Genomic DNA, 20,543 nt, shown 5'->3' with positions numbered 1-20,543 from the left:
CTTCGGCCCTGTCCGATCTCACCCCCGACGAACGCCGCGTCCTGCGGTCAGTGGCCCTGTTGGACGCCTTTGATCCGACCCTCGCCACCAGGCGCCGGCCCAGCGGCTGATCGAGCGGCCCTTCGTCCCGGCCGCCGGCGGTCAGCTGATGGTGACGTAGAAGGCGTCCTTACCGTTGATGATGCGGTTCAGGGTGAGGAACTGGCCGAAACGGTTTCCGCGACGCCTGGCCCGCCCATGTCCGCCCCGGGACGCACGGGCGGCGGATGTCAGGTGCCGCTGGTGGCCTTGAGTGCCCAGCGACGAAGTTCTTCGTCAGGGCGGCCACTCCATCGGCACGTGCTGCCCCTGCGGGGGGAAGAAGTCGAGCACGCCGACCGCGCCGTAGTTCGCCCAGAAGCTGTACAGGGTCGTCCGGGCGGTGAAGTCGGGTGCCGACGCCGACGCCGTGCCTTTGCGAAGGATGATGCGCGGGCTGCCGAAGCAGGAGATCTCGTCCGCATGGTCATCGGCTGCGTCCTCGATCTCCTTCAGCCCGTCGTCGCCCGAGAGGGGCATGTCCAGATCCTGGCTGATGGGCTTGCAGATCGCCATGGCCGCCGGGGTACTGACCGTGCTGGCAGGGAACGCATGGGCTGTCGCGGTACTGGCCGCGGGGGGCGCCTTCGCCGGCACCGTCGCCTTTGCCCGGTCCGTAATCGGCTGAACCTGGCACTCCTGCCAGATCAGTCACGGGCGCGTCGGCCTATAGCTCGCGTCTGGCCTTCGATCCGGACCAGGATGCCGATCAGGCCGACGGTGCTCAGGAGCATGACGGACCAGCCGACGGCCTGCCACGTTTTGGTGGCGGAAGACGTACGGCGTGAGCACGGCCATGACGACGCGATCACGCACAGCGCGGACAGCCAGAAGCACTTCATCGCAACCTCCGTGAATGAGTGGGTGATTTTGACGGCCGGGCGTGGGAGATGCGGCGGGCGGCCCGTTCCCGGCCAACCCACCCCTGACTACTGCTGGGAAGCCAGATGCACGCGACGCGTGATGACCAGGTCGCGCCGTCGCTGCCGGGTCGGCAGGTCGCCGTCGACCCACTGCGCGCCCGACGACTCCTCGAGGGGCAGGTCGACCATGGGGGGGGCGATGTCGGTGTAGCAGGCGTAGCCGCCGCTGCGGGTGAGCTCCCGTGGGTGTGCGATGCAGCCGGTTACCTGCTCGTCGGCGCCCCGGACGGGGTGGTGGAAGGTCAGGGCGAGTTCGAGGCGGTGCGCAGCCGCTCGGCGCGGTCCTCGATGTCTGAGGTGGTGCCGGCGTCGCGGATGAGTTCGGCGATCTGGGCGGTTGCGGTGGTGACCCGCAGGACGAGGCCGGTCAGGAGCTGGTGGCCGAGGTCGATTTCGTCAGCGGCCTGGTCGCGGTGGGTGAAGGCAAGGGCGAAGGCGCGCTGAGCCTGGGAGGTTGCACGTTTACCGGCGACAGCATGTTCCTCGGCTCGGGAGAAGTACCCCGGGAGTCGCGCCCGTTGTGTCGTACGCGATCCGTACGTCAAGCTTACGCGATCCATACGGTTCATGGGATAGCGTGTCGGTCAGGAGGTGTTTCATGTCCGAGTTGTTCGACGCGGTCGACGCGCTGGTCGCGTCCCGCGCTCCGCTGCCGCCGGCGCAGGAGCGCAAGCGGCTGCGCCAGGCCCACGGGCTGACGCTGGACGAGGTGGCCGCCGCGCTGAAGGTGCGCCGGGCGACTGTGTCCGGCTGGGAGTCGGTCAAGAAGCCGGTCGAGCCGCGCGGCCCGGAGCGTGAGGCGTACGCGCGGCTGCTGAACAAGCTCGCGGAGCTCTACCCTGCGCCCGCCGCCGTTCCGGACCCGGTGCCGGCCACGTTCACCACCCAGCCTGACCTGACGCAAGCGCGGACTCTGTCCACAGGACCGGCCTCTGAGGCTGCGGACACGACTGAACACGAGAGCACCCAGACGGCGGCCGCTCCCTCCGCTCCTGCTGCGCAGGCCGTGCCGCGTCCGGCGCGCACCGCCAGGAGCACGTCGACGTCGCGCCGCCCGGCCACGCGGAAGGCGGCCCCGGCCAACACTCCGGCGGGCGGTACCGACCCGCGCTTCGAGAACGGCCCGCTGGCGGTCGTCGACGTCGACGCCGACGGGCAGGTCCTCGCGTACTGCACCGGCGGCCTGGTCCTGGACGTGCCCGCCAAGTCCCTCCCGTCCCTGGTGGAGTGGACATTGAAGGAGGCGAAGCTCGGGCAGCCGAAGCTGTCCGGCCCGGGCAAGGACGCCGACCCGCTGCTCGTGCTCACCGAGGCCGCGCTGCAGCGCTACGGCCTGCCCGTCGCCCTCACAGACGAAGAGCGGCTCGCCGGGCGGATCCCAGAGAGCCACAAGGTCGTCAAGCAGCTGGCGCGCGCCGACTGGAAGCTGACGAAGCGCGGGTTCGGGCCCTGGGCGCGGATCTACCGCCCGGCGCAGGGCTCCGAGCGCAACTGCGTGCAGCTGTGCATCCCGTCCTGGCACGCGCTCGACTCCCGTCACTGGGGCAACGCCGCTCAGCTGCCGCCGGCGGAGCTCGCCCGCGTGCTGGGTGTCTACGCGTCCCGGGTGATGACGCCGCGCGGCTCCACCGCCGTCACCGGCCTGGAGCTGATGACCGCGCTGCACCCGCCGACCCGCGCCACCGCGCCGGACGAGAACGGCAAGCGGCATTCAGAGCACAACCCCGGCTCGCTGGGCAAGGACCCGGTGGACCCGGCGCCGTGCGAGGCCCCGGACGGGCACCCGCTCCTTGCGGACCTGCCGCGCTTCCACGTCCGCGGCCCCGGCGAGAAGCTGTTCGAGGAGGCGTACGACTGGGCGCGGCCGATGACGGACGCCGAGTGCACCCTGCGGTACCTGGTCGGCATCGACGTGAACATGGCCTTCGCCGCCGGCGCCAACGGCCTGGTCGTCGGCCTCGGTGCGCCGACGCACGTGAAGGCGCCGGTGTTCGATGCGAAGCTGCCCGGCTCGTGGCTGGTGGACCTGTCCCACGTCGACCTGTCGAGGGTGAAGGTCGGCAAGGAGTGGGTGGAACTGGACGCGAGTCTGCTGCCCAGCCCGTTCACGCCGAACGGCGAGCGCCCCGAGGGCCCGGCCTGGTACGCCACGCCCACCGTCGCCTACGCAGTGGAGCTCGGCTACGACGTCGCGCCGATCGAGGCATACGTCCGGTACGAGAACGGCCGTTACCTGGACGGCTGGTACAACCGGTTGCGCGACGCCTACCTCGCCACGATGGGCGACCTCGGCGTGCACGCGGACATGGCGCCGGCCGACTTCCTCGCGGCGATGGACGGCTACAAGGAGCGCGACCCGCAGCTGGCGCTCGTCGTCTCGGCGGTCAAGGCGACCGTCAAGGGCGGCCTGGGCAAGCTGCGCGAGCGCCCGCGCGGTGAGGGCTGGCGGCCGGGCGAGCCGTGGCGGGCGCTGTCCCGGCCGACGTGGCGGCCGGACATCCGCGCGGCGGTCATCTCCCGCACCCGGATCAATCTGCACCGCAAGATCGTCAAGCACGCCGCGTTCACCGGGCAGTACCCCGTCGCGATCCTGTCCGACTGCGTCGTCTACGCGGCCAACGGTGAATCGCCACTGGACTTCCTGCCGTACCGGGACGGCAAGCCGCTGCCCGGCGGCTTCAAGCTCGGCATCAACCCCGGCCTGGTCAAGCACGAGGGCACCCAGACCGTCCTGTGGGGCGAAGAGGTCCGCGAGCGGTTCAACGCCCCGGAGCTCAACCTCGCCCGCTACATCAAGGACGGCACCGTCACCGACATCGACAACGGAGAGTAGGAGAGGGCGATGAGCCTGTTCGGGGACGGCCTGGACGCCGCGGTGCAAAAGGCGTTCACCCGCCCGGCGCCCAAGAGCGCGCCCGCGCAGATGCGGTACCTCGTCAAGCAGCTCAAGGGCACCAGGCCGGTCGCCCAGATGCTGCGCATCTCCCAGCGCACCGTCGAACGGTACGTGAAGGACCAGATCAAAAAGCCCCGCCCGGACCTCGCCGCGCGCCTGGAGCGCGAGGTGAAGAAGCGGTGGCAGCCACAGATCCGCGCCCGGGCCAAGGAGCGGGCGGCGACCACCGGCGGCATCGTCATCGACACCAGGGCCCGCATCGGCTACACCGCGCCGATCGGCACTACCGACGACGCCCGCCTCCGGCACCTGACCGTCGCGCTCCCGCCGCAGTACGCCGCCCGTCTCTTCGAGGCCCAGGAACAGGGCGCCGCCGAGCAGCATCTGCGGGAGATCGCGGCCGAAGGGCTCAAGGAGGTGTACTTCCAGGACAGCGGCCGCCGCGCGGGCATGCTGGAGGAGGTGCGCTTCACCGACATCGAGCACATCGAGTTCGACCTGTAGACCTCCCCGAACAGCCGCGAGCCCCAGACCACCGCTCCGGGGCTCGCTCACGTATCCGCCGGGCCCTGGCGGGCCAATTGGCACGCCACGCCAGTGTCTGAGGACTTGCGCGTCATGCAGGCGACGTCGTGTCCGACGCCTGACGCGCGGCCGGCACCGCGGTGTCTGGCTGTGCGGCGGCCAGCGCTTGGTCGACGAAGTCCCGTAAGAGCGCCGAGGTATCGGGCACCGTAATGTCCTTGATCCACGTCTCGCTGTGCCACCAACATTCCAGCTGAAAGCGGTGCGCGCCGTGAGCGGTGCCGGGCCAACGGTTGGCGCCTGTGGCGCTCGGTCGCCTCCAGATGCTTCTGGGCGATACCGACGTGGTACCGGCCGGGCAGGGACCGCCGCTCCAGGCAGCCACGGCACTCCAGCAGGTGCAGCACGGCCCCCTCCTGCTGCTCCAGGCCGTTGCGTGGGGAGCTCTTGCCCTCGAAGGTGTCGCAGCTGCCGCACAGCGGGCCGCGTACAAAGCCATGGTCATGGCAGTCACAGGCGGCACAGGTAGTCGTCGGCGCGGGTGGTACGCACGCGGGCAAGTCGTAGAGCACGCCGCGCAGGTGGCCGGTGTACCACTGGAAGGTGTCCCCTGAGCACGGCGGGCACAGGGTGACGTAGCCCAGCGGGCTCTGCGTACGCCAGGGACGGCCATCGGCCTGCGGCCGGCCACATCCGCGGACAGCGAGTACTGCTTCCTGCTGCACAAAGCCGCCATGGTGCCTACATCACGGCCATCTGGGGCTGGGACGAGCAGGTCCAACGCGACTTCCACGACCGCGGCTTGACCTGGTGTTCTGCGATGAGAGTTACACCTTCGACGTTCGTCTGCGGGCCGGGACTACCGAGGCCGAACTAACGGACCTGGTGAATGCTGCCGGCTGAACCCAGCCCAAAGTGGCGAGGTGGCGGAATAGGACGGCCTTCACGATGTCGGTGATGCGGGTCGTGCTGCAGCGGAGCTTCCGCAGCAGGCGCCACTGCTTCAGGGCGGCCATAACTTGCTCGCCGCCGGCGCAGGAAACGCCACCGCCGCCTACTGCCTGCACCTGTTCCACCTGCGCCGCGGCGAACTACGCGACGCCGACCACTGGGCCCACCAGGCCCTCACCCTGGACACCAACATCCACCTGACACCGCCGTCCCCGCGCCGAGGAGGTTCGACCTGGAGCACACGTTCCGGCTGATGAAGCAGACCCTGGGCTGGACCCGTCCGAAGATCCGCACCCCCGAGGCCGGAGACCGCTGGACGTGAATCGTCATCGCCGCCCACACCCAGCTCCGGCTCCTCCGCCAGGCCGCCGCCGACCTAGCGCACTCCAGACGGGAACGCCAGCAAGCGCAGCAACGTGTCCAAGCCGCGATGGGCATTCCGAGGTGGCGATTGCGGTCATGGAGGGGCGTCCTTATGGCTGTCAAGGCGGATGCCGGGTAGACGGTTCATCACAAACTTGTGTGGGGACGAAGGAGAGGATGTCGGGGCAGTGGCGGTGAAGGCGATGGGATGGGCGCACTCGTTTCCCATGTCCGGGGGAGTGCGTGCCGGACGGGAGTGGACACGCAGGCGTCTCGAGTCCCTGCCCTGGGCCGCTGCCGAGCCGAACACGGTGGACGCCATCGTGCTGGCTGTGTCCGAGCTGATCACCAATGCGCATATCCACGCGCACAGCGACGCGCAGCTGGTCCTCACGTGGGACGGCGACTGCCTTCATGTGAGCGTCCACGACGAGGACCCGACGCTGCCGCGCCAGCGCGAACCACAGCCGGGGGAGGTCTCCGGCCGCGGAGTAGCAATTGTGCGGAAGCTCGCCGATGCGTGGGGGATGAGGTGCCAGCGGCACGGCAAGACGGTGACGGCATGCTTCTGTCCCGCCGATACCGATGCCGGTACCGACCGGTATGGCGGCAGCAGCAGTTGAGTTCTGCTCACCGGTGAAGCCCGCCTCTGAAGGAGAAGTGTCGTGTGTCTGGCACGAGGATCGAGTGATGATCCTTACATCTGGCTCTGGGGGCTGGGCGCTCTCGCGCTGTACGCGCTGATCAGCTACGGACTGACATACCGCGCCCGCGCCCGGCGCGGTTGTGCACATCCGGCTCGTGACGCCCTGCACGACCTCAAGGACCGGGAGGATCCCCAGCCGCCCGAGTACCGCTTCATCAGCCGTGTGATCATGCTGTGCGGAGCGGGGCTCACCGGGCTGGTCGCCTTCGCGACCAGTGGCGCCGCGCGGGTCCTGGCGGTCGGGCTCACTGCCATGGTGGCGGTGACCATGTGGGCGTACTACGACCATCGCACAAAAAGGCGCGCCTCCGCGCAGCGATGACGCAGGCCCTGGCCCCATCGGACGGGCGGGAGGGGTCTCGTGAGTGTCAGTCAGTCCCGGGGTGCTTGCCGGGACCGTCGGCGTCGGAAGACAGCGGAGTGGGTGACAGTGTGGTGTCCTCCTCACCGGGCTCCAGAAGCGTGTCGGCCGCGCCGACGATGAGCGGGTCGGGTGTGCCGACCGCCTCGCGGTCCTTTCTGGCGTAGTCGATGCGCGACAGCAGACTGCGCATGGTCTCCAGCCGGGCGCGCCGCTTGTCATTGCTCTTGACGACGGTCCAGGGGGCGTGTGCGGTGTCCGTGGCGCGGAACATGTCGACCTTCGCCTCGGTGTAGTCGTCCCAGAGGTCCAGCGAGGCCACGTCCGTGGGGGAGAGCTTCCACTGGCGCACCGGGTCGACCTGCCGGATCGCGAAGCGCGTGCGCTGCTCGGAGCGGGATACGGAGAACCAGAACTTCACCAGCAGGATGCCGTCGTCGACCAGCATCCGCTCGAAGGCCGGGCACTGGTCGAGGAACAGCTCGTACTCGTCCTTGGAGCAGTATCCCATCACGCGCTCCACGCCGGCTCGGTTGTACCAGGAGCGGTCGAAGAAGACGATCTCCCCGGCCGTCGGCAGATGCGCGATGTACCGCTGGAAGTACCACTGGTTCGCCTCGCGGTCGGTGGGCTTGTCCAGGGCGACCACGCGTGCGCCGCGAGGGTTGAGCCGCTCGGTGAGCCGCTGGATCGTGCCACCCTTGCCCGCCGCGTCACGCCCCTCGCACACGACGACCACGCGTGCGCCGGTGTCCTTGACCCACCGCTGGAGCTTGAGCAGCTCGATCTGCAGGATGCGCTTGGTCCGCTCGTACTCCTTGCGGCCCACCTTACGGTCGTACGGATGGTTCTCCCGCCAGGTCCGGATGGGACGCCCGTCTCCGTCCAGCACGATCGGCTGCTCTCGCCGACTGGTATCCACAGTCAGCCCGTCCAGCAGCTTGTCCGCGTCTTCGCCGTTCATCACCAGGTTCCCGTTCGGCCCGCCCGTCGGTCAGAAGGGCATGCGGCCGCGGGAGCGGCGGCCTGCCGAACCGCTGCGCGTCACCGCGCGCGAACTGGTGTGGAAGGGCTTGCTGAAGAGCCGGCCCAGAATGCCGGGCGCCTTGCCACCGGCCCGCGCCCCGGCACCGAGCGTACGTTGCGTGCCGCGTTCGGGATGGCGTGAGAGACGGGGGACGAGGAAGGCCAGGACGGCCAGGACCACACACACGGCGACAACGGCGGCTACTACCATGATCGGCTCCTTTCGCTAGTGGACGGATCCACGAGTGCCCCGCCCTGACCCGCCCATGTGAAAAGGAAGGCTCCGACCCGGGACTGGTCTGCTCTCCAGCAGCCAGAGCAGCACCCCAGCCACCCAGGGGCAGCAGCCGAACGACACCGACCAAGCGACATCTCGGGGTTCGACTACTTCGGTACGACGGTGCGCCTGCGCGACGGCAACCGGGACGGCTACGCCGACCTGTACGTGGTGGGCCACATGGGCGGCAACCTGCGGCTGCTGGGCTCCGATGCGGGCATCACGACGGCAGGCATCACGACTGTGGACGGGGCGACCATCGAGGGGATGGGTCAGTAGCGGCCGATCCGGTCACGCGGGCCGGGGCAGGCCGGGGTAACGACACACCAGCCCCACACCCCAAAAGTTCACCGAACTCCCGTACAACCCTCCTGCCCCTCCAGTGGTCTCCTGCTCGCACACCCTTACGGCAGTTGGGCCCGCCGCCCCACTCGGCGCGGGCCCTCCTCCCTCCTGGAGACGCCTTGCGCACACGCCCGCTCCTGATGGCCGCTTGCCTCCTTGCCTCCGGCCTGACTTCGCTCGCCCTGGCGGTGCCCGCCGCCCACGCGGCGACCCCAGCGGCTCCGTACGACTTCAACGGCGACGGGTACCGCGACCTCGCGGTCGGCGCGCCGGGTGCCACGGTCGGCGGCAAGACGAAGGCGGGGGCGGTGTCCGTCGTCTACGGCTCGTCCACCGGCCTGAGGACGACGAAGTACCAGACCATCACCCAGAACTCGACCGGTGTCCCCGGCAGCGCGGAGACCTCGGACGCCTTCGGCAAGGCGGTCACGTCGGCGGACCTGGACCGCGACGGCTACGCGGACTTGGTCGTCGGCGCCCCGGGCGAGGACATCGGCTACGAGGTCAATCCCGACCCCGACGACGGCACGGTCGTGATCGTCTGGGGCGGCTCGGCGGGGCTGTCCGGCGCCTCGACCGTCGAGAACATCATCTCCAACGACCGCGACCACTACGGACAGGCCCTGACCGCCGGGGACTTCGACGGCGACGGGGACGACGACGTCGCGGTGGGCGCCACAGGGAACTCCAACATCCAGATCATGAAGGGCCCGTTCACCCGGTCCGGCGAGCATATGAGCGGTTCCACGTCCGCGGGCATGGGCCACGGGTCGCGGCCGTTCGACGACACGTACGGCGTCGAGTACCTGTCCTCGGGCGACGTGCTGGGCGCCGGCTTCGACAGTCTCATCGTCCACGGCCGTGCCAAGGGCACCGACGACGCGATCACGGCCTGGGCCGACGGCCGGATCACCAACTTCACCGACTGGCTGGAGTACCTCCCGGGCGGCTACCTCTCCTCGGTCGCCGACGTCAACAAGGACGGTTACGCCGACATCGTGGCCGGCAACCACCGGGAGAGCGCGGCCGATCCCTCGGGCGCACTCGGCGGCAAGGTCAGCCTCGTGTACGGCGCTCCGGAGGCCCAGTTCACCGAGACCCGCAGGACCGCCTCGTACACCCAGGCCACGACGGGCGTCCCCGGCACCTCGGAGTCCGGCGACGGCTTCGGCGGAGGTGTCTCGCTCGGCGACATCAACGGCGACGGACACGCGGACCTCGCGGTCGGGGCGACGTACGAGTCCTTCGGCACCTCGGAGGACACCGGCACGGTGACGATCCTCTACGGCAGCAGGACCGGATTCTCGGCGACCGGCGCGCTCACCCTCTCCCAGTCCACGTCAGGCGTCCCCGGCACCTCGGAGGACAACGATCGCTTCGGCGGCCGCGTCCTGCTCGCCGACACGGTCAAGGACGGCAAGGCGGACCTCACGGTCGCGGGCCCGGGCGAGGACGGGGGCGACGGCGCGGTCTGGTTCTTCAAGGGCCTGACGAAGGGTTCGGTGTTCGGCCCGTCCGCCACCGGCGTCTCCACCTCGGGCGCTTCGGCTTTCGGCACGACCCTGGGCAGCTGAGCCCTCTTTCCTCTCTCACCTGTCCGCATCTCCGACACAGGACATCTTCATGCGCAAGCGCACGGTAACGGCCCTCGCCGCCCTCCTGGCGGCGACGGTCACACCACTGACCCTCACCACCCCGGCCTCCGCCGCCGCGGCCAAGTACGCCGACGACTTCAACGGCGACGGCTACCGCGACTACGCCGTCTTCTCGTACGGCCCGGACTACACCAGCAAGGGCGGCGGCGTCCTGGTCACCTTCGGCACGGCCAACGGCCCCGGCACGAGGACCCAGTTCATCGACCAGGCGAGCCCCGGCGTCCCCGGCGACGACGAGACGGACGACTTCTTCGGCGAGGTCCGCACCGCCGCCGACTTCAACAGGGACGGCTACGGCGACCTCGCGGTGGCCGCCACCGGCGAGAACGTCGACGGCCGCGAGGACCAGGGCGCCGTCACCGTCCTCTGGGGCGGCGCGAGCGGCCTCTCCGGCGGCCTCACGATCCCGAACAAGGGCCCCAGGGAGTCGTACGCCCGCATGGGCTCCGACCTCGCCACCGGCGACTTCAACGGCGACGGCAAGACGGACCTGGCCCTCGTCAACGCGCACAAGACGTACGTCTACCGCGGCGCGATCAGCAAGTCGGGCGTGTACGGCTCGGTCTCGGCCCTGGACAAGGAATCGTTCAGCTTCTACTCGACGGCCGTGATCGCGGGCAAGGTGAACGGCGACGGCAAGACCGACCTCGTCATCATCGGCGACGTCGTCACCGACACGTACATCGCCTCGGACGCCTGGTTCATCTCGGGCGGCCAGGCCAAGCTCTACCCCGGCAAGACGCTCCGCCTGGAGCGCCAGGACGGCAACGGCGGCGAGTCCGACCGGGGCGGCGACGGCGTCATCAACGACTTCAACAAGGATGGCTACGGCGACATCGCCATCGGCACACCGCTGCACGACAAATGGAAGGGCCGCGTCACGGTCTGGTACGGCACGTCCTCCGGCCCGGACAGGAACGCCCGCTTCACCCAGGCCACCTCTGGCATCGAGGGCACCCCGGAGACGTACGACTCCCTCGGCGACTCGATCTCGTCCGGCGACATCAACGGCGACGGCTACCGGGATCTGGCGATCGGCGTCTACGGGGAGGCCCTCGGCGGCCAGGAGTACGCGGGCGGGGTCCACATCCTGTACGGGCGGGCCTCCGGCCTCTCGGTCACGGGTTCACAGTGGTTCGCCCGCAACACCGCCGGCGTTCCGGGCGACTTGAAGATGGACGACTTCTTCGGCAGCACGGTGCGGCTGCGCGACACCAACCGGGACGGCAAGGCGGACCTGCACGTCGAGGGTAGTTACGGCTCGGTGGTGCTGCGGGGTTCGTCGTCGGGGGTGACGACCTCCGGGGCCACGGTCGTGGAGGGTGACGTGGTCAAGGGGATGCTTCAGTAGCGGTCGCGTATGTGATGCAAGGGGGCGGCGAGTCCGGTGGCGGTAGTGCATCAAGGCGGTGCAGGGCCGCGTCGGTCCGGACGGCGCCGGCCCTCTCCTGCAGCGGGACGAGCGAGCCCGGCGCTACCGCATCGACGACCGTCTCGTGGCCGGGCTTCACCGCATGCCTCAGCATGCAAGCCGCCAGCCGCTACACGGCCGCCCAGCCGGACACGGCGCTGTCTCCGCAGTCGGCAGCGGCGGGCGCCTGAACGGACGACGCTAAACACCTCTGGGGCACCGGCAGAGACGACGAACGACCGGCCTGGCCTGCGACGCTCTGCCCAGCGGCTCACTTGCGCCTCGTACCGCGCGGGCAAGGCTGACAACGGAAACGACGGCAGGGCGTCGATTGATCCAAGCCGAGCACGCAGCGCACCAACACTTCCTGCGGGCAGCGGACTCCGCTGACGGCGCTAAAGATCCACTCCCGCGCTGTCATCGAAGCACTGCCGCAGCCCGGTCAGCCGGGGTCGGGCAAAGTAGCGGTGAAGTGGCGTACGGATGGCAGACGGACGTCCATACTCCCGACGCACAACCGGGCATGCGGTAGCCAACCCGCGGATATCAGGCTGACCGCGCGTCGCGCAGACACGCCTCCAACGCTGTCTCCTGCCGGCTTCACACCGCTGCCCAGGCCCGGCGCGCTCGTGAACGGGCAGGATCCCGCACGCCCCCTTGACGCACCCCCATCCCATGTCAGGTGTTGAGAGCTGCCTGCTCGTCCGGCACCTGCGTCGCCTGTGCGCCCGGCCCGCGCCCGGCGAATCGCATGGCGACGCATGCCCCCAGATAGAGCGCGGCGACGACGAGCAGCAGCGCCTGATACCCCGTCACCAGGGCGAGGTACTCCAGCGCACCCCCCGTCATCGCGCCCAGCAAGTTCGCGCCGAACGCTGATGTCGGGTCGGGAGCGAGCGCTAGGCGGTCCGAGAAAATGAGGTTGGCGCAGAAGATGGGGGCGAAGGCCAGGGCGATGGCGGCGGCGAGCCGCCCGGCGAAGGGCAGCGAAAGCACCGCCTGCGCCGGGACGAGCCAGGCAACCGCGAGGGAGCCGAAGAGCAGCAGCTGCAGCAGGACCTGGTTGACCCGTCGCAGCCTGCGCCGTAGCTCGACCGCCGCGAGGACGGAGAGCAGGACGCCGATGAAGACGAGGGCGTTGACCAGCCACGTCGTACCGAAGTAGAGCGCGAAGCCGATCACGTTCTTCGTTTCGAGCAACATGAAGGCCGCACCCAGCAGGAACATGTCGGTGTAGCGGAAGGTGCTGCGGATACGAACCCCGGCCAGGCGCACCGACAGGAGCGTCACCAGCAGGATGGTGCCCAGCGCGCCCAGGTAGAGCGTGGGAATGTTCCGGTGGAGCAGATACGGGAAGGGGTGGTCGTCGCTCGCGGCCGCCGGGACCGCCCCGCTGGGCTGCCAGGTCTGCTTGCAGGACTGGTCTGCGGTCGTCATCCCGGCCACCAGTACGGCCGCGTTCTTGTTGAACGTCGTCATGCAGGGCGCGTGGCCGTAGATGTCGTCGAGGGTGCCGGCGAAGCGGTCGACCAGCCAACTCTTCCGGTAGTAGTTGTACATGGCGAACGCGCCGTTCGGCGCCAGGTGATCGCGCGCGGCCTCGAATGCCTCTCGCGTGAACAGGTAGCTCTCCAGGCGCAGGTTGCTCGCGCCGGCCACCAGCGTCAGCGAGTCCGGCAGCGCCAGGACGATGAGGTCGTACTTGGTGTTCGTCCGCTCCAGAAAGGCCCGTCCGTCGTCGATGTGGACGTGCACCCGGGGGTCGTCGTACGGCCTCGCGGGGTGCAGCTGTGCTCCGATCTGCTGCAGCCGGGGATCGATCTCGACCGCGTCCACGCGCTGCGCTCCGTGCGCCAGCGCGACGGAGACGTCATTGCCGTTTCCGGCCCCGATGACCAGCACACGCTTGTGGGGGTTGTGGGGTGTCTGGTCGTACGCCTGCCGGTAGGGCGAGTTCTCCCGCATCAGTGCCGGGAGCGGCGCGGTGCTCTGGTGGGGGACGCCGTTGGCGGAGATGCGGTAGGTGCGGTTTGCGGACGTCGAGGCCTTGAGCTCGATCTTGTAGTAGGGCGACCAGGAGATGCCGTTCGTTGTCGTCTCCAGGAACAGCGCGGCGACCATCGCCGTGAGGGGGATGCCGTACAACAGCGTGTTGCGGCGTCCGCCGAGGACCAGCAGGGCCGCGGCGGCGAGTACGCCCCACACGACCGACGGGGCGCGGATCCAGGACAGCGCGGCGAAGGACACCGAGCCGGTGATGCTGCCGAGCAGGTCGTAGCGATAGGCATCGAGTGAGGGAAGCAGGCGGAAGAGATCGGCGGTGATCTTGCCGATCCCAGCCATGATGACCGCGGTCAGCAGGAAGATGGCCGGCAGCGTCACCCACTCGGGCAGCCCGGTGGTCTTCACGGCCGTGAAGTAGATGACCTGGTCGCTGCTCTGACGCACCTGCACCGGATACTCGCGTACCAGGATGACGAGAAGCGCGAGTGGGATCGGTGTCCAGCGTTTGAGCCATTGTCCGCGCGCGGCCGGAATCAGGAACCCGATGCCGATGCCGAGGAACGACCCCAGCAGGATGAAGTTCGAGAAGTAGCTGAGGTGGACGACGTTGGCGCCCGCCCATCTGATCAGCGCCAGCTCGACGAAGAGCATGGTGGTGCTGGCCAGCACGAGCCTCCAGCGCACCGAACTTACCGTTTGCCCGGTTTCACCCAGCTTCATGCGCATGTACGGTGCCATCTCCGGTGCGGCGAGTCGAGGCGCCTTGCCGGTCTTGCAGCCCGGACATGCACGCAGGTTACGGGCCCTCACATGGCGGGCCATCCGGCCGGGCAGCCGGCTCGGCGGGCGTCCGGCGAGCCGCCTGCCGGGGCCGACCTCAGTCGATCTTCCTGAACAGCTCAGACATCGGGTCCCCGGTCTCATACCCGAGCCGCTCCGTCGAGTCCGTCGTGATCAGACCGATGTGGGCCGCCAGTTCGCGACCGTGTGCGTCCACGGCCGTCTCGATGAGACCGGCGAGCGCGGCCACCGCACCCCTCGCCCGGGAACGCGCCACCGGCCCGCAGCCGACGGCGATCAGCGCGGCCGGCCACCACCCGGCGAGCCGGCATAACCGACGGCCCAGGCGGCGAGGCGCGCGGCGGCGCTGAAGGAGTCGCGGGGCCACTGGATCTGCCGTTGGGCCGGTTCGGCGAGGATCGGCCACAGCCGCGGCCACAGCGCGGCGAGGTCCACGCCGTACACGGCGTCGACACGATCCGCCGCGGCCTGCATCCGGTCGCCGTACCAGGTCGGCCGGGCCGGCGGGCAGACGTCCAGGGTATGCCCGCACCGGTGACTGGTCCTACTTGAACAGGTGATTCTCCCTCGATCCTCGTCAGCTGCCCGGGGCGCGTCCGTCGGCTGGTCCCAGCGAGAAGTCAGCTCGTCCGGGGCCGGGCAGCGGCTCCGAAGTAGTCGCCACCCTTGCGCTTGACGTCGTCAGTGCCCCACGCCTGCTCGCCGGTGGCCACACCGGCCCCGCCGTTGGTGTAGTGCCGCAGTGGTGCCCTGACCAGTCTCGGAATGTGCTTCGAGCAGTGGATGTACGCCTCCTGGACCTGCACCTCCACCCATATCTGCGGACGGCGGCCGGGCACTGGATCGACGGGCAGATCCGGATGTCTCCGGCGCATCGTTTCATCGGCGACCAACTGTGCCCGGCCGTTGACATGCAGGCCAATACGATCCTGGGAGAAGTCGATCATCAGGATGCCGACGTGCGGGTTCTCCCGGATGTTCCCAAGGGAGGCCATGACGCCATTCCCGCGGTACTCCGGGTACGCCACGGTCGCATCATCCAGTACCCGGAGAAAACCGGGTGGGCCGGCCCGGAAGGTGCTGTCGCACTCGCCGCGACTGTCCGCCGTAGCGAGGAAGAACATCTCCTGGCGGGCCAGGAACTCCTTCATCCGTGGATTGAGCCGGTCCAGTACCTGATCGTCGTAGAAACGTTCGGCGCGACCGGTCGTGCCCAACTCATGCTGGATCTGGTGCTCGCCATGGCTTCCGGGCCGGCCTGCCCGTTCATCGTGATTCAACGGTCCTCCTGACAAGCTCTGCTCGGCTCGCAAGCTGACCAATTCGATCACTTGCAGGCCGGGGAGGCCAATGGCCGTGCACGAGCGAGTGGAGCACGCGCTCGCACGGCACTTCGAGGTCACCGACGTCGAAGGCAACCGCTGGTGCCCGCCCCGGCCGGGCTCAGGGTAACGGGCGGCCGGGGGCCGGGCTCAGGGGGTGGTCGCGTGCCACTCCTGGCTGCCGGGGCCGGGCGGGCAGTGGACGACGCAGTCGGGGCAGGCGTACACCGCCCGGCCCGTCGAGGCGCGGTGTGCCACGACGCTGACCAGGACCGGCACTTCAGTGACGCGTTCGCAGCGGCAGCAGACCCCGGCCGGCGGGGGCGGCCCGACGGCAGCGGCCGCCGCGGCACGGAGCGCGTCGTACAGCCGGTCCGGATCCGTCCACTGCCACTCGGGTGCGAGCGGCACCCGCCAGGACAGCCCGGGACCGGATGTGCGATGCACGGGTGGAACCGCGACGTACCAGCCCGGCCCGAGCACATGGATCTGCGGCAGCCGGCAGTGATCGGCGGACTTCGGGCGCAGCAGCGTAGAGGCTGCCGCGGTAGCCGTCCTCGATCACGGCGCCTGTCTTGTCCCCGAGGAGTCGGAGCAGGTCGGATCCCGTTCGGATCGGCACCCGCACGCGTCCCACCATTGCCCGGCGGGCACGGCGCGGACCTCCAGCGTCTGGTACGGCACCCACTGAGCGGCGTTACTCACTGTCATGGCTCACTCCGGTATTGCCTCTGATGCCGTGACCAACGAGCCGCTCGGGCTTGCCGACTTGCCGCTCTGCGCAAGGAAGTTGTCGTCATGCGCAGTGCCTCCGGCGCTTCTCGCTCCGGCACATTACGCTCAAGTAGCTTTACTCCTCGTATCGGTGTTCAAGTCGAGGGAGGCCTTGATGGAAGACCAGCACCCCGCAGGGACGGACCAGGACCAGCGCCCCGTGGTCATCGATGCGACGGGAAGCGACATCCACGGAGAGGCCGCGCGGATACGGGAGCGGGGACCGGTGACCCGCGTCGAACTGCCCGGTGGGGTGGAGGCATGGGCGGTGAGCAGTCACATGCTGTTGAAGGAGCTGCTCACCGATCCACGGGTGTCGAAGGACCCGCGCCGGCACTGGCCCAAGTGGATCAACGGGGAAATCCCTCCGGAGTGGCCCCTGTTCACCTGGGTCGCGGTGCAGAACATGTTCACCGCGTACGGCGCCGACCACAGGCGGCTGCGCGCCCTGGTCGCCAAGGCGTTCACCGCCCGCCGTACCGCCGCGCTCCGACCCCGCATCGAGGACATCACCCGCGCACTGCTCGACCGGGTCGCAGAGGCCGGGGCGAGCGGCCAAGTGGTCGATCTGCGCGAGGAGTTCTGCTACCCGCTGCCCATCCGGGTGATCAGCGAACTGCTGGGCCTGCCCGAGGAGCAGCACCCGGAGCTGCGGGCCGTCGTGGACGGCATCTTCCACACCTCCGCCGCCCCGGCAGAAGTCACCGACATCTACGCCCGGTTCTACGCCGTGCTCGGCGAACTCGTCGCCGTCAAGCGGGAGTCACCCGGCGACGACCTGACTACCGCGCTCATCGCGGCACACGACGGTGAGAGCGACACCCGGCTGAGCCAGCAGGAGTTGCTCGACACCCTGCTTCTCATGGTCAGCGCCGGCCACGAAACCACGGTCAACCTGCTCGACAACGCGATCCACGCCCTGCTCACCCACGCTGCGGAGCTCGCCTACGTCCGCGCGGGCGAGGCTTCCTGGGACGACGTGGTCGAGGAGTCGCTGCGCGTGGACGCGCCCGTAGCCAGCCTGCCGCTGCGGTACGCCGTGGACGACCTCCCGCTGGCCGAGTTCGGCGCCGCCGACGGATTGGTGATCCGCAAGGGCGAGGCGATCCTGGCCGCTTACGCGGCGGCCGGGCGCAGTCCCGAGCGGTACGGCGCGGACGCGTCGGTCTTCGACGTCACGCGTGCCGACAAGGAGCACCTGGCGTTCGGCCACGGCGTGCACTTCTGTCTGGGCGCCCCGCTCGGCCGTCTGGAGGCCCGCGTCGCGCTCCCGGCCCTCTTCGACCGCTTCCCAGGCCTCCGACTGGCCGTTCCCTCGGAGGAGTTGGTGCCCGTGGACTCCTTCATTTCCAACGGGCACCGCGCCCTGCCGGTGCTTCTGTCGACCGGCGGGTGGCCGACGGGAGCCGTACCCCGGACCCCGTAGTTGTGCCCGCACGCAAGGAACTTGCCACCAGGCGCACCAAGCGCCTCGCACACCTTGTGCATGACCCGACCGCCACCGCATATGCCGAAGCACCGCGGGCTGGTCACGGTAATCGCTTGCCTGCACTACTCTCCGTCCCGACCAACTGCCGCTACTGAATTTCGCCGCGTGATGTCGCCGACGACCGCGCGCCTGAGCTGCGGCGATGGCCAGCACCAGCGCGACACCACGTGAAGATCATCAGTAACGGCACATAGTTGACAATTTGACAGCAGGGGCGAACGAAGACGCAGGGGGTACGTGGTGGCGGCGGGGGCTTCGCCCGCGGGGGCGTACAGCGTGGAGTCCCACTCGACGGGTGAGGTCGAACCCCACGAGCGAGCGGAGTTCTGGAGCGCGCACATCGGGTCCTACCAGGCCCACATGGACTACCACTATGCACGCCCCGACGCCTTCCGCGGCACGACCGTCCGTCAGCGCAGCAACACCTCGTCGCCTGGGAGTCCGACACCCTCGAGTACCTCCGCACACCCGGTCAGGTGCGCCAGCATCCCGACCACGACTACCGCTTCATACTCCCGCTGTCCGGGGAACTCCTGTTGCGTCAGGACGACCAGGAGGCACGGCTGGCCCCGGGCGCCGGAAGCCTGATGACCCTGGGCGCCCCCTTCCAACTGCTCCACGACGCTTCCCTGCGCGGCTTCATCCTCTCCATTCCGGCCCACGAGATCGACAGCCCGCTGGGCCGCAAAACGCCCCTGGCCGCCGGACTCGACCTGACCAGGGGACTGGGCCGCGTGGTGCACGGCATGCTGCTCGACGTCCACGACCAGCGCGACACCCTCACGGCCACCCAGTTCAACGCCGTGTGCGACCGGATCGTCGAGCTGCTGTGCATGCTCGTCGCCGGTGACGACCACCCGGACGTGCCGGGTCATCTGGCCGAGGTCGAGGCGATGGTCCACCGCTATGCACGCGATCACGCCGCCGATCCCGACCTCACGGGTAGCTCCATCGCCCGCGCCCTGGGCTGGTCCCTGCGCCAGATCCAACTCGCCCTCCAGCGCGTCGGCACCACCCCGCGCGACCTGATCCGCGAGGAGCGGCTGCGCCTGGTCCGCGAATACCTCCGGTGCGCGGACTGCGAACATATGACGATCACGGACGTGGCCTACGCCTCCGGCTTCACCTCCGCCAGCTCCCTGAGCACCGCGTTCCGCCGGCGTTTCGGGGCGAGCCCCCGCGAGATGCGCCGACAGAGCCGCTGACGGCGACGCCGTCATGTCCTTCGCCGGGTCCGGGGAGCCCTGCGCGTGGTCACGGGTCCGCAGGGGGGCGACACGACGGCCGGGTCGGCGAAGTCGCTGCTCGGACCATCCCCGCCTCGGCCGGGACCAAACGACCCCGGGACCGACGACCGGAAGCCCGTTCCAGCAGCGACGACTCCGGCGTGGACGGGACGACCAGGTCGTGTCCGGGGTCGTGGAATCACGTAGGCGTCAACGAAGCGGTGCGGCCCTGCGGGCTATCCAGAAGCGAGCGGAAACGACGTACGCCGCCCCAAAGACGTCGGACGCCGCGAGGGGCGCGGTCCCCGTACGGCTGCAACGGGCCGTGGTCGGGCGGCTTTGGTGCGGACCGGCGTGGAGGAGGACATCCGGCGGGGGATCGCGGACGGGAGCATCCGCCCGGACGTCGACGTGGTCGCGCAGGCGTTCCTGGTGGAGAGCATCGCTCGTGGCGTGCTGCTGCAGTACCAACTGGACTCCGCCCGAACCCGTCTGGCCACCATCGCACGGGCCGCCCGCCAGACGCTGGTGCTCGGGCTCGCCTCGAGGCGTGGCGCCGACTGAGCATCCGGTCGCCCGCGGCCGAGGGCGGCGGCCGGCCGCGGATCGGGACGCCGCGCGTCATACGGCGCTGAGTCCGCCGTCCACGACCAGGCTCTGGCCCGTGATGTAGGAGGCGCGGTCGGAGAGCAGAAACGTGACGGCCTTCGCCACGTCCCAGGCGCTGCTCTGGCGGTCCAGCGGGATACGCGCGAACGAGGCGGTCCGGGACGCCCGCCCGGCCGAGGCATCCCGTCCCATGGGCGTGTTGACCTGGCCCTCCGCCCGACACGGCTGCTCGACCTCTTTACCCAAGCCGCATCGGAGGGCGGATCGCACCGTGCTGTCAGCCATTGCCGGGCCGGTTCACATTCTGTCCGGAATCAGCCTCTGTCTGCCCGTCGCAGCGCCGCCCGGCGCGCACGCGCCACTTCTGGCCAGGGGGTCAGTCAGCCTCGTGCAGGGAGACGATGGCCTGCACCAAGGCGTCGGGGTTCTCCCAGTTCAGCATGTGTCCTGCGTCCGGCACGGTGATCAGTCGTGCGCCCGGTATGCCGGCGGTCAGGCGCCGGGCGTGGCTGGGCGGTGTGCTGCGATCGGCCGAGCCGACCATGACGACGGTGGGGACCGTGATCTCGGCCAGGCGCGGGTAACGGTCCTCGCGGGCGAATGCCCGCGCGATCGGCACGAGCGGGGCGTGGGCCTGCTGGAGGAAGACCTCGAGGAAAACCGCGATCATCGCGGGCGAGGGGTGTTTGCCGCACTGAGCGGCTTCTGTCCGGAATCAGCCTCTGTCTGCCCGTCGCAGCGCCGCCCGGCGCGCACGCGCCACTTCTGGCCAGGGGGTCAGTCAGCCTCGTGCAGGGAGAC

24 protein-coding genes and 1 pseudogene are annotated in these 20,543 nt (G+C 69.5%); 11 read left to right on the top strand and 14 right to left on the bottom strand.

From position 1 onward, the window contains the following. Positions 1–315 precede the first annotated feature (315 nt). The 4 genes from ACYVMZ_RS35105 to ACYVMZ_RS35090 form a co-directional block, all read right to left on the bottom strand. The gene (locus ACYVMZ_RS35105; RefSeq protein WP_461086925.1) at positions 316–594 is read right to left on the bottom strand and encodes a hypothetical protein; all 279 of its coding nucleotides are present in this window, start codon (positions 592–594) and stop codon (positions 316–318) included. A gap of 131 nt (positions 595–725) precedes the next feature. Continuing rightward, on the bottom strand, positions 726–920 hold the full coding sequence (locus ACYVMZ_RS35100; protein ID WP_461086924.1) for a hypothetical protein: 195 nt from the start codon (positions 918–920) through the stop codon (positions 726–728). Between the two features lie 87 nt (positions 921–1,007). Further along, a complete protein-coding gene (locus tag ACYVMZ_RS35095) occupies positions 1,008–1,130 on the bottom strand; it encodes a hypothetical protein (RefSeq protein WP_461086923.1) in 123 nt (40 codons plus the stop codon). Between the two features lie 113 nt (positions 1,131–1,243). Continuing rightward, entirely contained in the window at positions 1,244–1,561 is a 318-nt protein-coding gene (locus tag ACYVMZ_RS35090; RefSeq protein ID WP_461086922.1) for a hypothetical protein, read from the bottom strand. A 38-nt stretch (positions 1,562–1,599) separates the two neighbouring features. Between ACYVMZ_RS35090 and tap the strand changes: the two genes are divergently transcribed. Both tap and tpg read left to right on the top strand, forming a co-directional pair. Continuing rightward, positions 1,600–3,834, top strand: a complete 2,235-nt coding sequence (gene tap / locus ACYVMZ_RS35085; protein WP_461086921.1) for a telomere-associated protein Tap — start codon at positions 1,600–1,602, stop codon at positions 3,832–3,834. A gap of 9 nt (positions 3,835–3,843) precedes the next feature. Beyond that, positions 3,844–4,401 (top strand): telomere-protecting terminal protein Tpg, encoded by a 558-nt coding sequence (tpg, locus tag ACYVMZ_RS35080; RefSeq protein WP_461086920.1) that lies wholly within the window; start codon positions 3,844–3,846, stop codon positions 4,399–4,401. Positions 4,402–5,336: 935 nt separating this feature from the next. Here tpg and ACYVMZ_RS35075 read toward each other — a convergent pair. Further along, positions 5,337–5,447, bottom strand: a pseudogene (locus tag ACYVMZ_RS35075) (IS5/IS1182 family transposase); the annotation flags it as partial. Here ACYVMZ_RS35075 and ACYVMZ_RS35070 point away from each other — a divergent pair. From ACYVMZ_RS35070 to ACYVMZ_RS35060, 3 genes are all read left to right on the top strand, one after another. Beyond that, complete coding sequence (locus ACYVMZ_RS35070; protein ID WP_461086949.1) at positions 5,442–5,627, top strand: hypothetical protein; 186 nt, start codon at positions 5,442–5,444, stop codon at positions 5,625–5,627. The pseudogene ACYVMZ_RS35075 and the gene ACYVMZ_RS35070 sit on opposite strands and share 6 nt — an antisense overlap. Before the next feature lie 297 nt (positions 5,628–5,924). Further along, positions 5,925–6,359, top strand: a complete 435-nt coding sequence (locus ACYVMZ_RS35065) for an ATP-binding protein (RefSeq protein WP_461086919.1) — start codon at positions 5,925–5,927, stop codon at positions 6,357–6,359. Positions 6,360–6,401: 42 nt separating this feature from the next. Then, positions 6,402–6,764 carry a hypothetical protein gene (locus ACYVMZ_RS35060; RefSeq protein ID WP_461086918.1) on the top strand — a complete coding sequence of 121 codons (363 nt, stop codon included), beginning with the start codon at positions 6,402–6,404 and terminating at the stop codon, positions 6,762–6,764. Positions 6,765–6,810: 46 nt separating this feature from the next. Here ACYVMZ_RS35060 and ppk2 read toward each other — a convergent pair whose 3' ends face one another. Together ppk2 and ACYVMZ_RS35050 are read right to left on the bottom strand one after the other, a co-directional pair. Beyond that, positions 6,811–7,767 (bottom strand): polyphosphate kinase 2, encoded by a 957-nt coding sequence (gene ppk2, locus ACYVMZ_RS35055; protein WP_461086917.1) that lies wholly within the window; start codon positions 7,765–7,767, stop codon positions 6,811–6,813. Positions 7,768–7,797: 30 nt separating this feature from the next. After that, on the bottom strand, positions 7,798–8,040 hold the full coding sequence (locus ACYVMZ_RS35050) for a DUF6411 family protein (RefSeq protein WP_461086916.1): 243 nt from the start codon (positions 8,038–8,040) through the stop codon (positions 7,798–7,800). Between the two features lie 189 nt (positions 8,041–8,229). Between ACYVMZ_RS35050 and ACYVMZ_RS35045 the strand changes: the two genes are divergently transcribed. From ACYVMZ_RS35045 to ACYVMZ_RS35035, 3 genes are all read left to right on the top strand, one after another. Beyond that, a complete protein-coding gene (locus ACYVMZ_RS35045; protein WP_461086915.1) occupies positions 8,230–8,385 on the top strand; it encodes a hypothetical protein in 156 nt (51 codons plus the stop codon). Between the two features lie 185 nt (positions 8,386–8,570). Then, entirely contained in the window at positions 8,571–10,025 is a 1,455-nt protein-coding gene (locus ACYVMZ_RS35040) for a hypothetical protein (protein WP_461086914.1), read from the top strand. A 49-nt stretch (positions 10,026–10,074) separates the two neighbouring features. Continuing rightward, positions 10,075–11,457 (top strand): FG-GAP-like repeat-containing protein, encoded by a 1,383-nt coding sequence (locus ACYVMZ_RS35035; RefSeq protein ID WP_461086913.1) that lies wholly within the window; start codon positions 10,075–10,077, stop codon positions 11,455–11,457. 738 nt (positions 11,458–12,195) lie between these two features. Here ACYVMZ_RS35035 and ACYVMZ_RS35030 read toward each other — a convergent pair. From ACYVMZ_RS35030 to ACYVMZ_RS35010, 5 genes are all read right to left on the bottom strand, one after another. Then, positions 12,196–14,205 (bottom strand): spermidine synthase, encoded by a 2,010-nt coding sequence (locus ACYVMZ_RS35030; protein ID WP_461086912.1) that lies wholly within the window; start codon positions 14,203–14,205, stop codon positions 12,196–12,198. Between the two features lie 193 nt (positions 14,206–14,398). Next, a complete protein-coding gene (locus tag ACYVMZ_RS35025) occupies positions 14,399–14,551 on the bottom strand; it encodes a hypothetical protein (RefSeq protein ID WP_461086911.1) in 153 nt (50 codons plus the stop codon). A 47-nt stretch (positions 14,552–14,598) separates the two neighbouring features. Next, positions 14,599–14,796: a hypothetical protein gene (locus ACYVMZ_RS35020; protein ID WP_461086910.1), complete on the bottom strand. Its 198-nt coding sequence runs from the start codon at positions 14,794–14,796 to the stop codon at positions 14,599–14,601. Positions 14,797–14,942: 146 nt separating this feature from the next. Then, a complete protein-coding gene (locus ACYVMZ_RS35015) occupies positions 14,943–15,602 on the bottom strand; it encodes a pyridoxamine 5'-phosphate oxidase family protein (protein ID WP_461086909.1) in 660 nt (219 codons plus the stop codon). Positions 15,603–15,794: 192 nt separating this feature from the next. After that, the gene (locus tag ACYVMZ_RS35010; protein ID WP_461086908.1) at positions 15,795–16,091 is read right to left on the bottom strand and encodes a hypothetical protein; all 297 of its coding nucleotides are present in this window, start codon (positions 16,089–16,091) and stop codon (positions 15,795–15,797) included. Between the two features lie 442 nt (positions 16,092–16,533). Between ACYVMZ_RS35010 and ACYVMZ_RS35005 the strand changes: the two genes are divergently transcribed. The 3 genes from ACYVMZ_RS35005 (at position 16,534) to ACYVMZ_RS34995 (ending at position 19,697) form a co-directional block, all read left to right on the top strand. Continuing rightward, positions 16,534–17,844 carry a cytochrome P450 family protein gene (locus ACYVMZ_RS35005; RefSeq protein ID WP_461086907.1) on the top strand — a complete coding sequence of 437 codons (1,311 nt, stop codon included), beginning with the start codon at positions 16,534–16,536 and terminating at the stop codon, positions 17,842–17,844. Between the two features lie 389 nt (positions 17,845–18,233). Then, a complete protein-coding gene (locus tag ACYVMZ_RS35000; protein WP_461086946.1) occupies positions 18,234–19,112 on the top strand; it encodes a helix-turn-helix domain-containing protein in 879 nt (292 codons plus the stop codon). A 375-nt stretch (positions 19,113–19,487) separates the two neighbouring features. After that, on the top strand, positions 19,488–19,697 hold the full coding sequence (locus tag ACYVMZ_RS34995; protein WP_461086906.1) for a hypothetical protein: 210 nt from the start codon (positions 19,488–19,490) through the stop codon (positions 19,695–19,697). Between the two features lie 57 nt (positions 19,698–19,754). Here the strand turns inward: ACYVMZ_RS34995 and ACYVMZ_RS34990 are convergent, their stop codons facing one another. Continuing rightward, positions 19,755–20,027: an SDR family oxidoreductase gene (locus tag ACYVMZ_RS34990; protein WP_461086905.1), complete on the bottom strand. Its 273-nt coding sequence runs from the start codon at positions 20,025–20,027 to the stop codon at positions 19,755–19,757. Between the two features lie 91 nt (positions 20,028–20,118). Beyond that, positions 20,119–20,412, bottom strand: coding sequence for an alpha/beta fold hydrolase (locus ACYVMZ_RS34985; RefSeq protein ID WP_461086904.1), 294 nt, complete (start codon positions 20,410–20,412; stop codon positions 20,119–20,121). Positions 20,413–20,543 lie beyond the last annotated feature (131 nt).

It is taken from the genome of Streptomyces deserti (assembly GCF_054782695.1).
This window is presented reverse-complemented; position numbering and strand designations above follow the sequence as displayed.

Bases quoted from the DNA above. Each gene is read 5' to 3' on its own strand.
- ACYVMZ_RS35105 (WP_461086925.1), bottom strand. From the start codon at position 594: ATGGCGATCTGCAAGCCCATCAGCCAGGATCTGGACATGCCCCTCTCG.
- ACYVMZ_RS35100 (WP_461086924.1), bottom strand. From the start codon at position 920: ATGAAGTGCTTCTGGCTGTCCGCGCTGTGCGTGATCGCGTCGTCATGG.
- ACYVMZ_RS35095 (WP_461086923.1), bottom strand. From the start codon at position 1,130: ATGGTCGACCTGCCCCTCGAGGAGTCGTCGGGCGCGCAGTGGGTCGAC.
- ACYVMZ_RS35090 (WP_461086922.1), bottom strand. From the start codon at position 1,561: ATGGATCGCGTAAGCTTGACGTACGGATCGCGTACGACACAACGGGCG.
- tap (WP_461086921.1), top strand. From the start codon at position 1,600: ATGTCCGAGTTGTTCGACGCGGTCGACGCGCTGGTCGCGTCCCGCGCT.
- tpg (WP_461086920.1), top strand. From the start codon at position 3,844: ATGAGCCTGTTCGGGGACGGCCTGGACGCCGCGGTGCAAAAGGCGTTC.
- ppk2 (WP_461086917.1), bottom strand. From the start codon at position 7,767: ATGAACGGCGAAGACGCGGACAAGCTGCTGGACGGGCTGACTGTGGAT.
- ACYVMZ_RS35050 (WP_461086916.1), bottom strand. From the start codon at position 8,040: ATGGTAGTAGCCGCCGTTGTCGCCGTGTGTGTGGTCCTGGCCGTCCTG.
- ACYVMZ_RS35035 (WP_461086913.1), top strand. From the start codon at position 10,075: ATGCGCAAGCGCACGGTAACGGCCCTCGCCGCCCTCCTGGCGGCGACG.
- ACYVMZ_RS35020 (WP_461086910.1), bottom strand. From the start codon at position 14,796: ATGCAGGCCGCGGCGGATCGTGTCGACGCCGTGTACGGCGTGGACCTC.
- ACYVMZ_RS35005 (WP_461086907.1), top strand. From the start codon at position 16,534: ATGGAAGACCAGCACCCCGCAGGGACGGACCAGGACCAGCGCCCCGTG.
- ACYVMZ_RS34990 (WP_461086905.1), bottom strand. From the start codon at position 20,027: ATGGCTGACAGCACGGTGCGATCCGCCCTCCGATGCGGCTTGGGTAAA.
- ACYVMZ_RS34985 (WP_461086904.1), bottom strand. From the start codon at position 20,412: ATGATCGCGGTTTTCCTCGAGGTCTTCCTCCAGCAGGCCCACGCCCCG.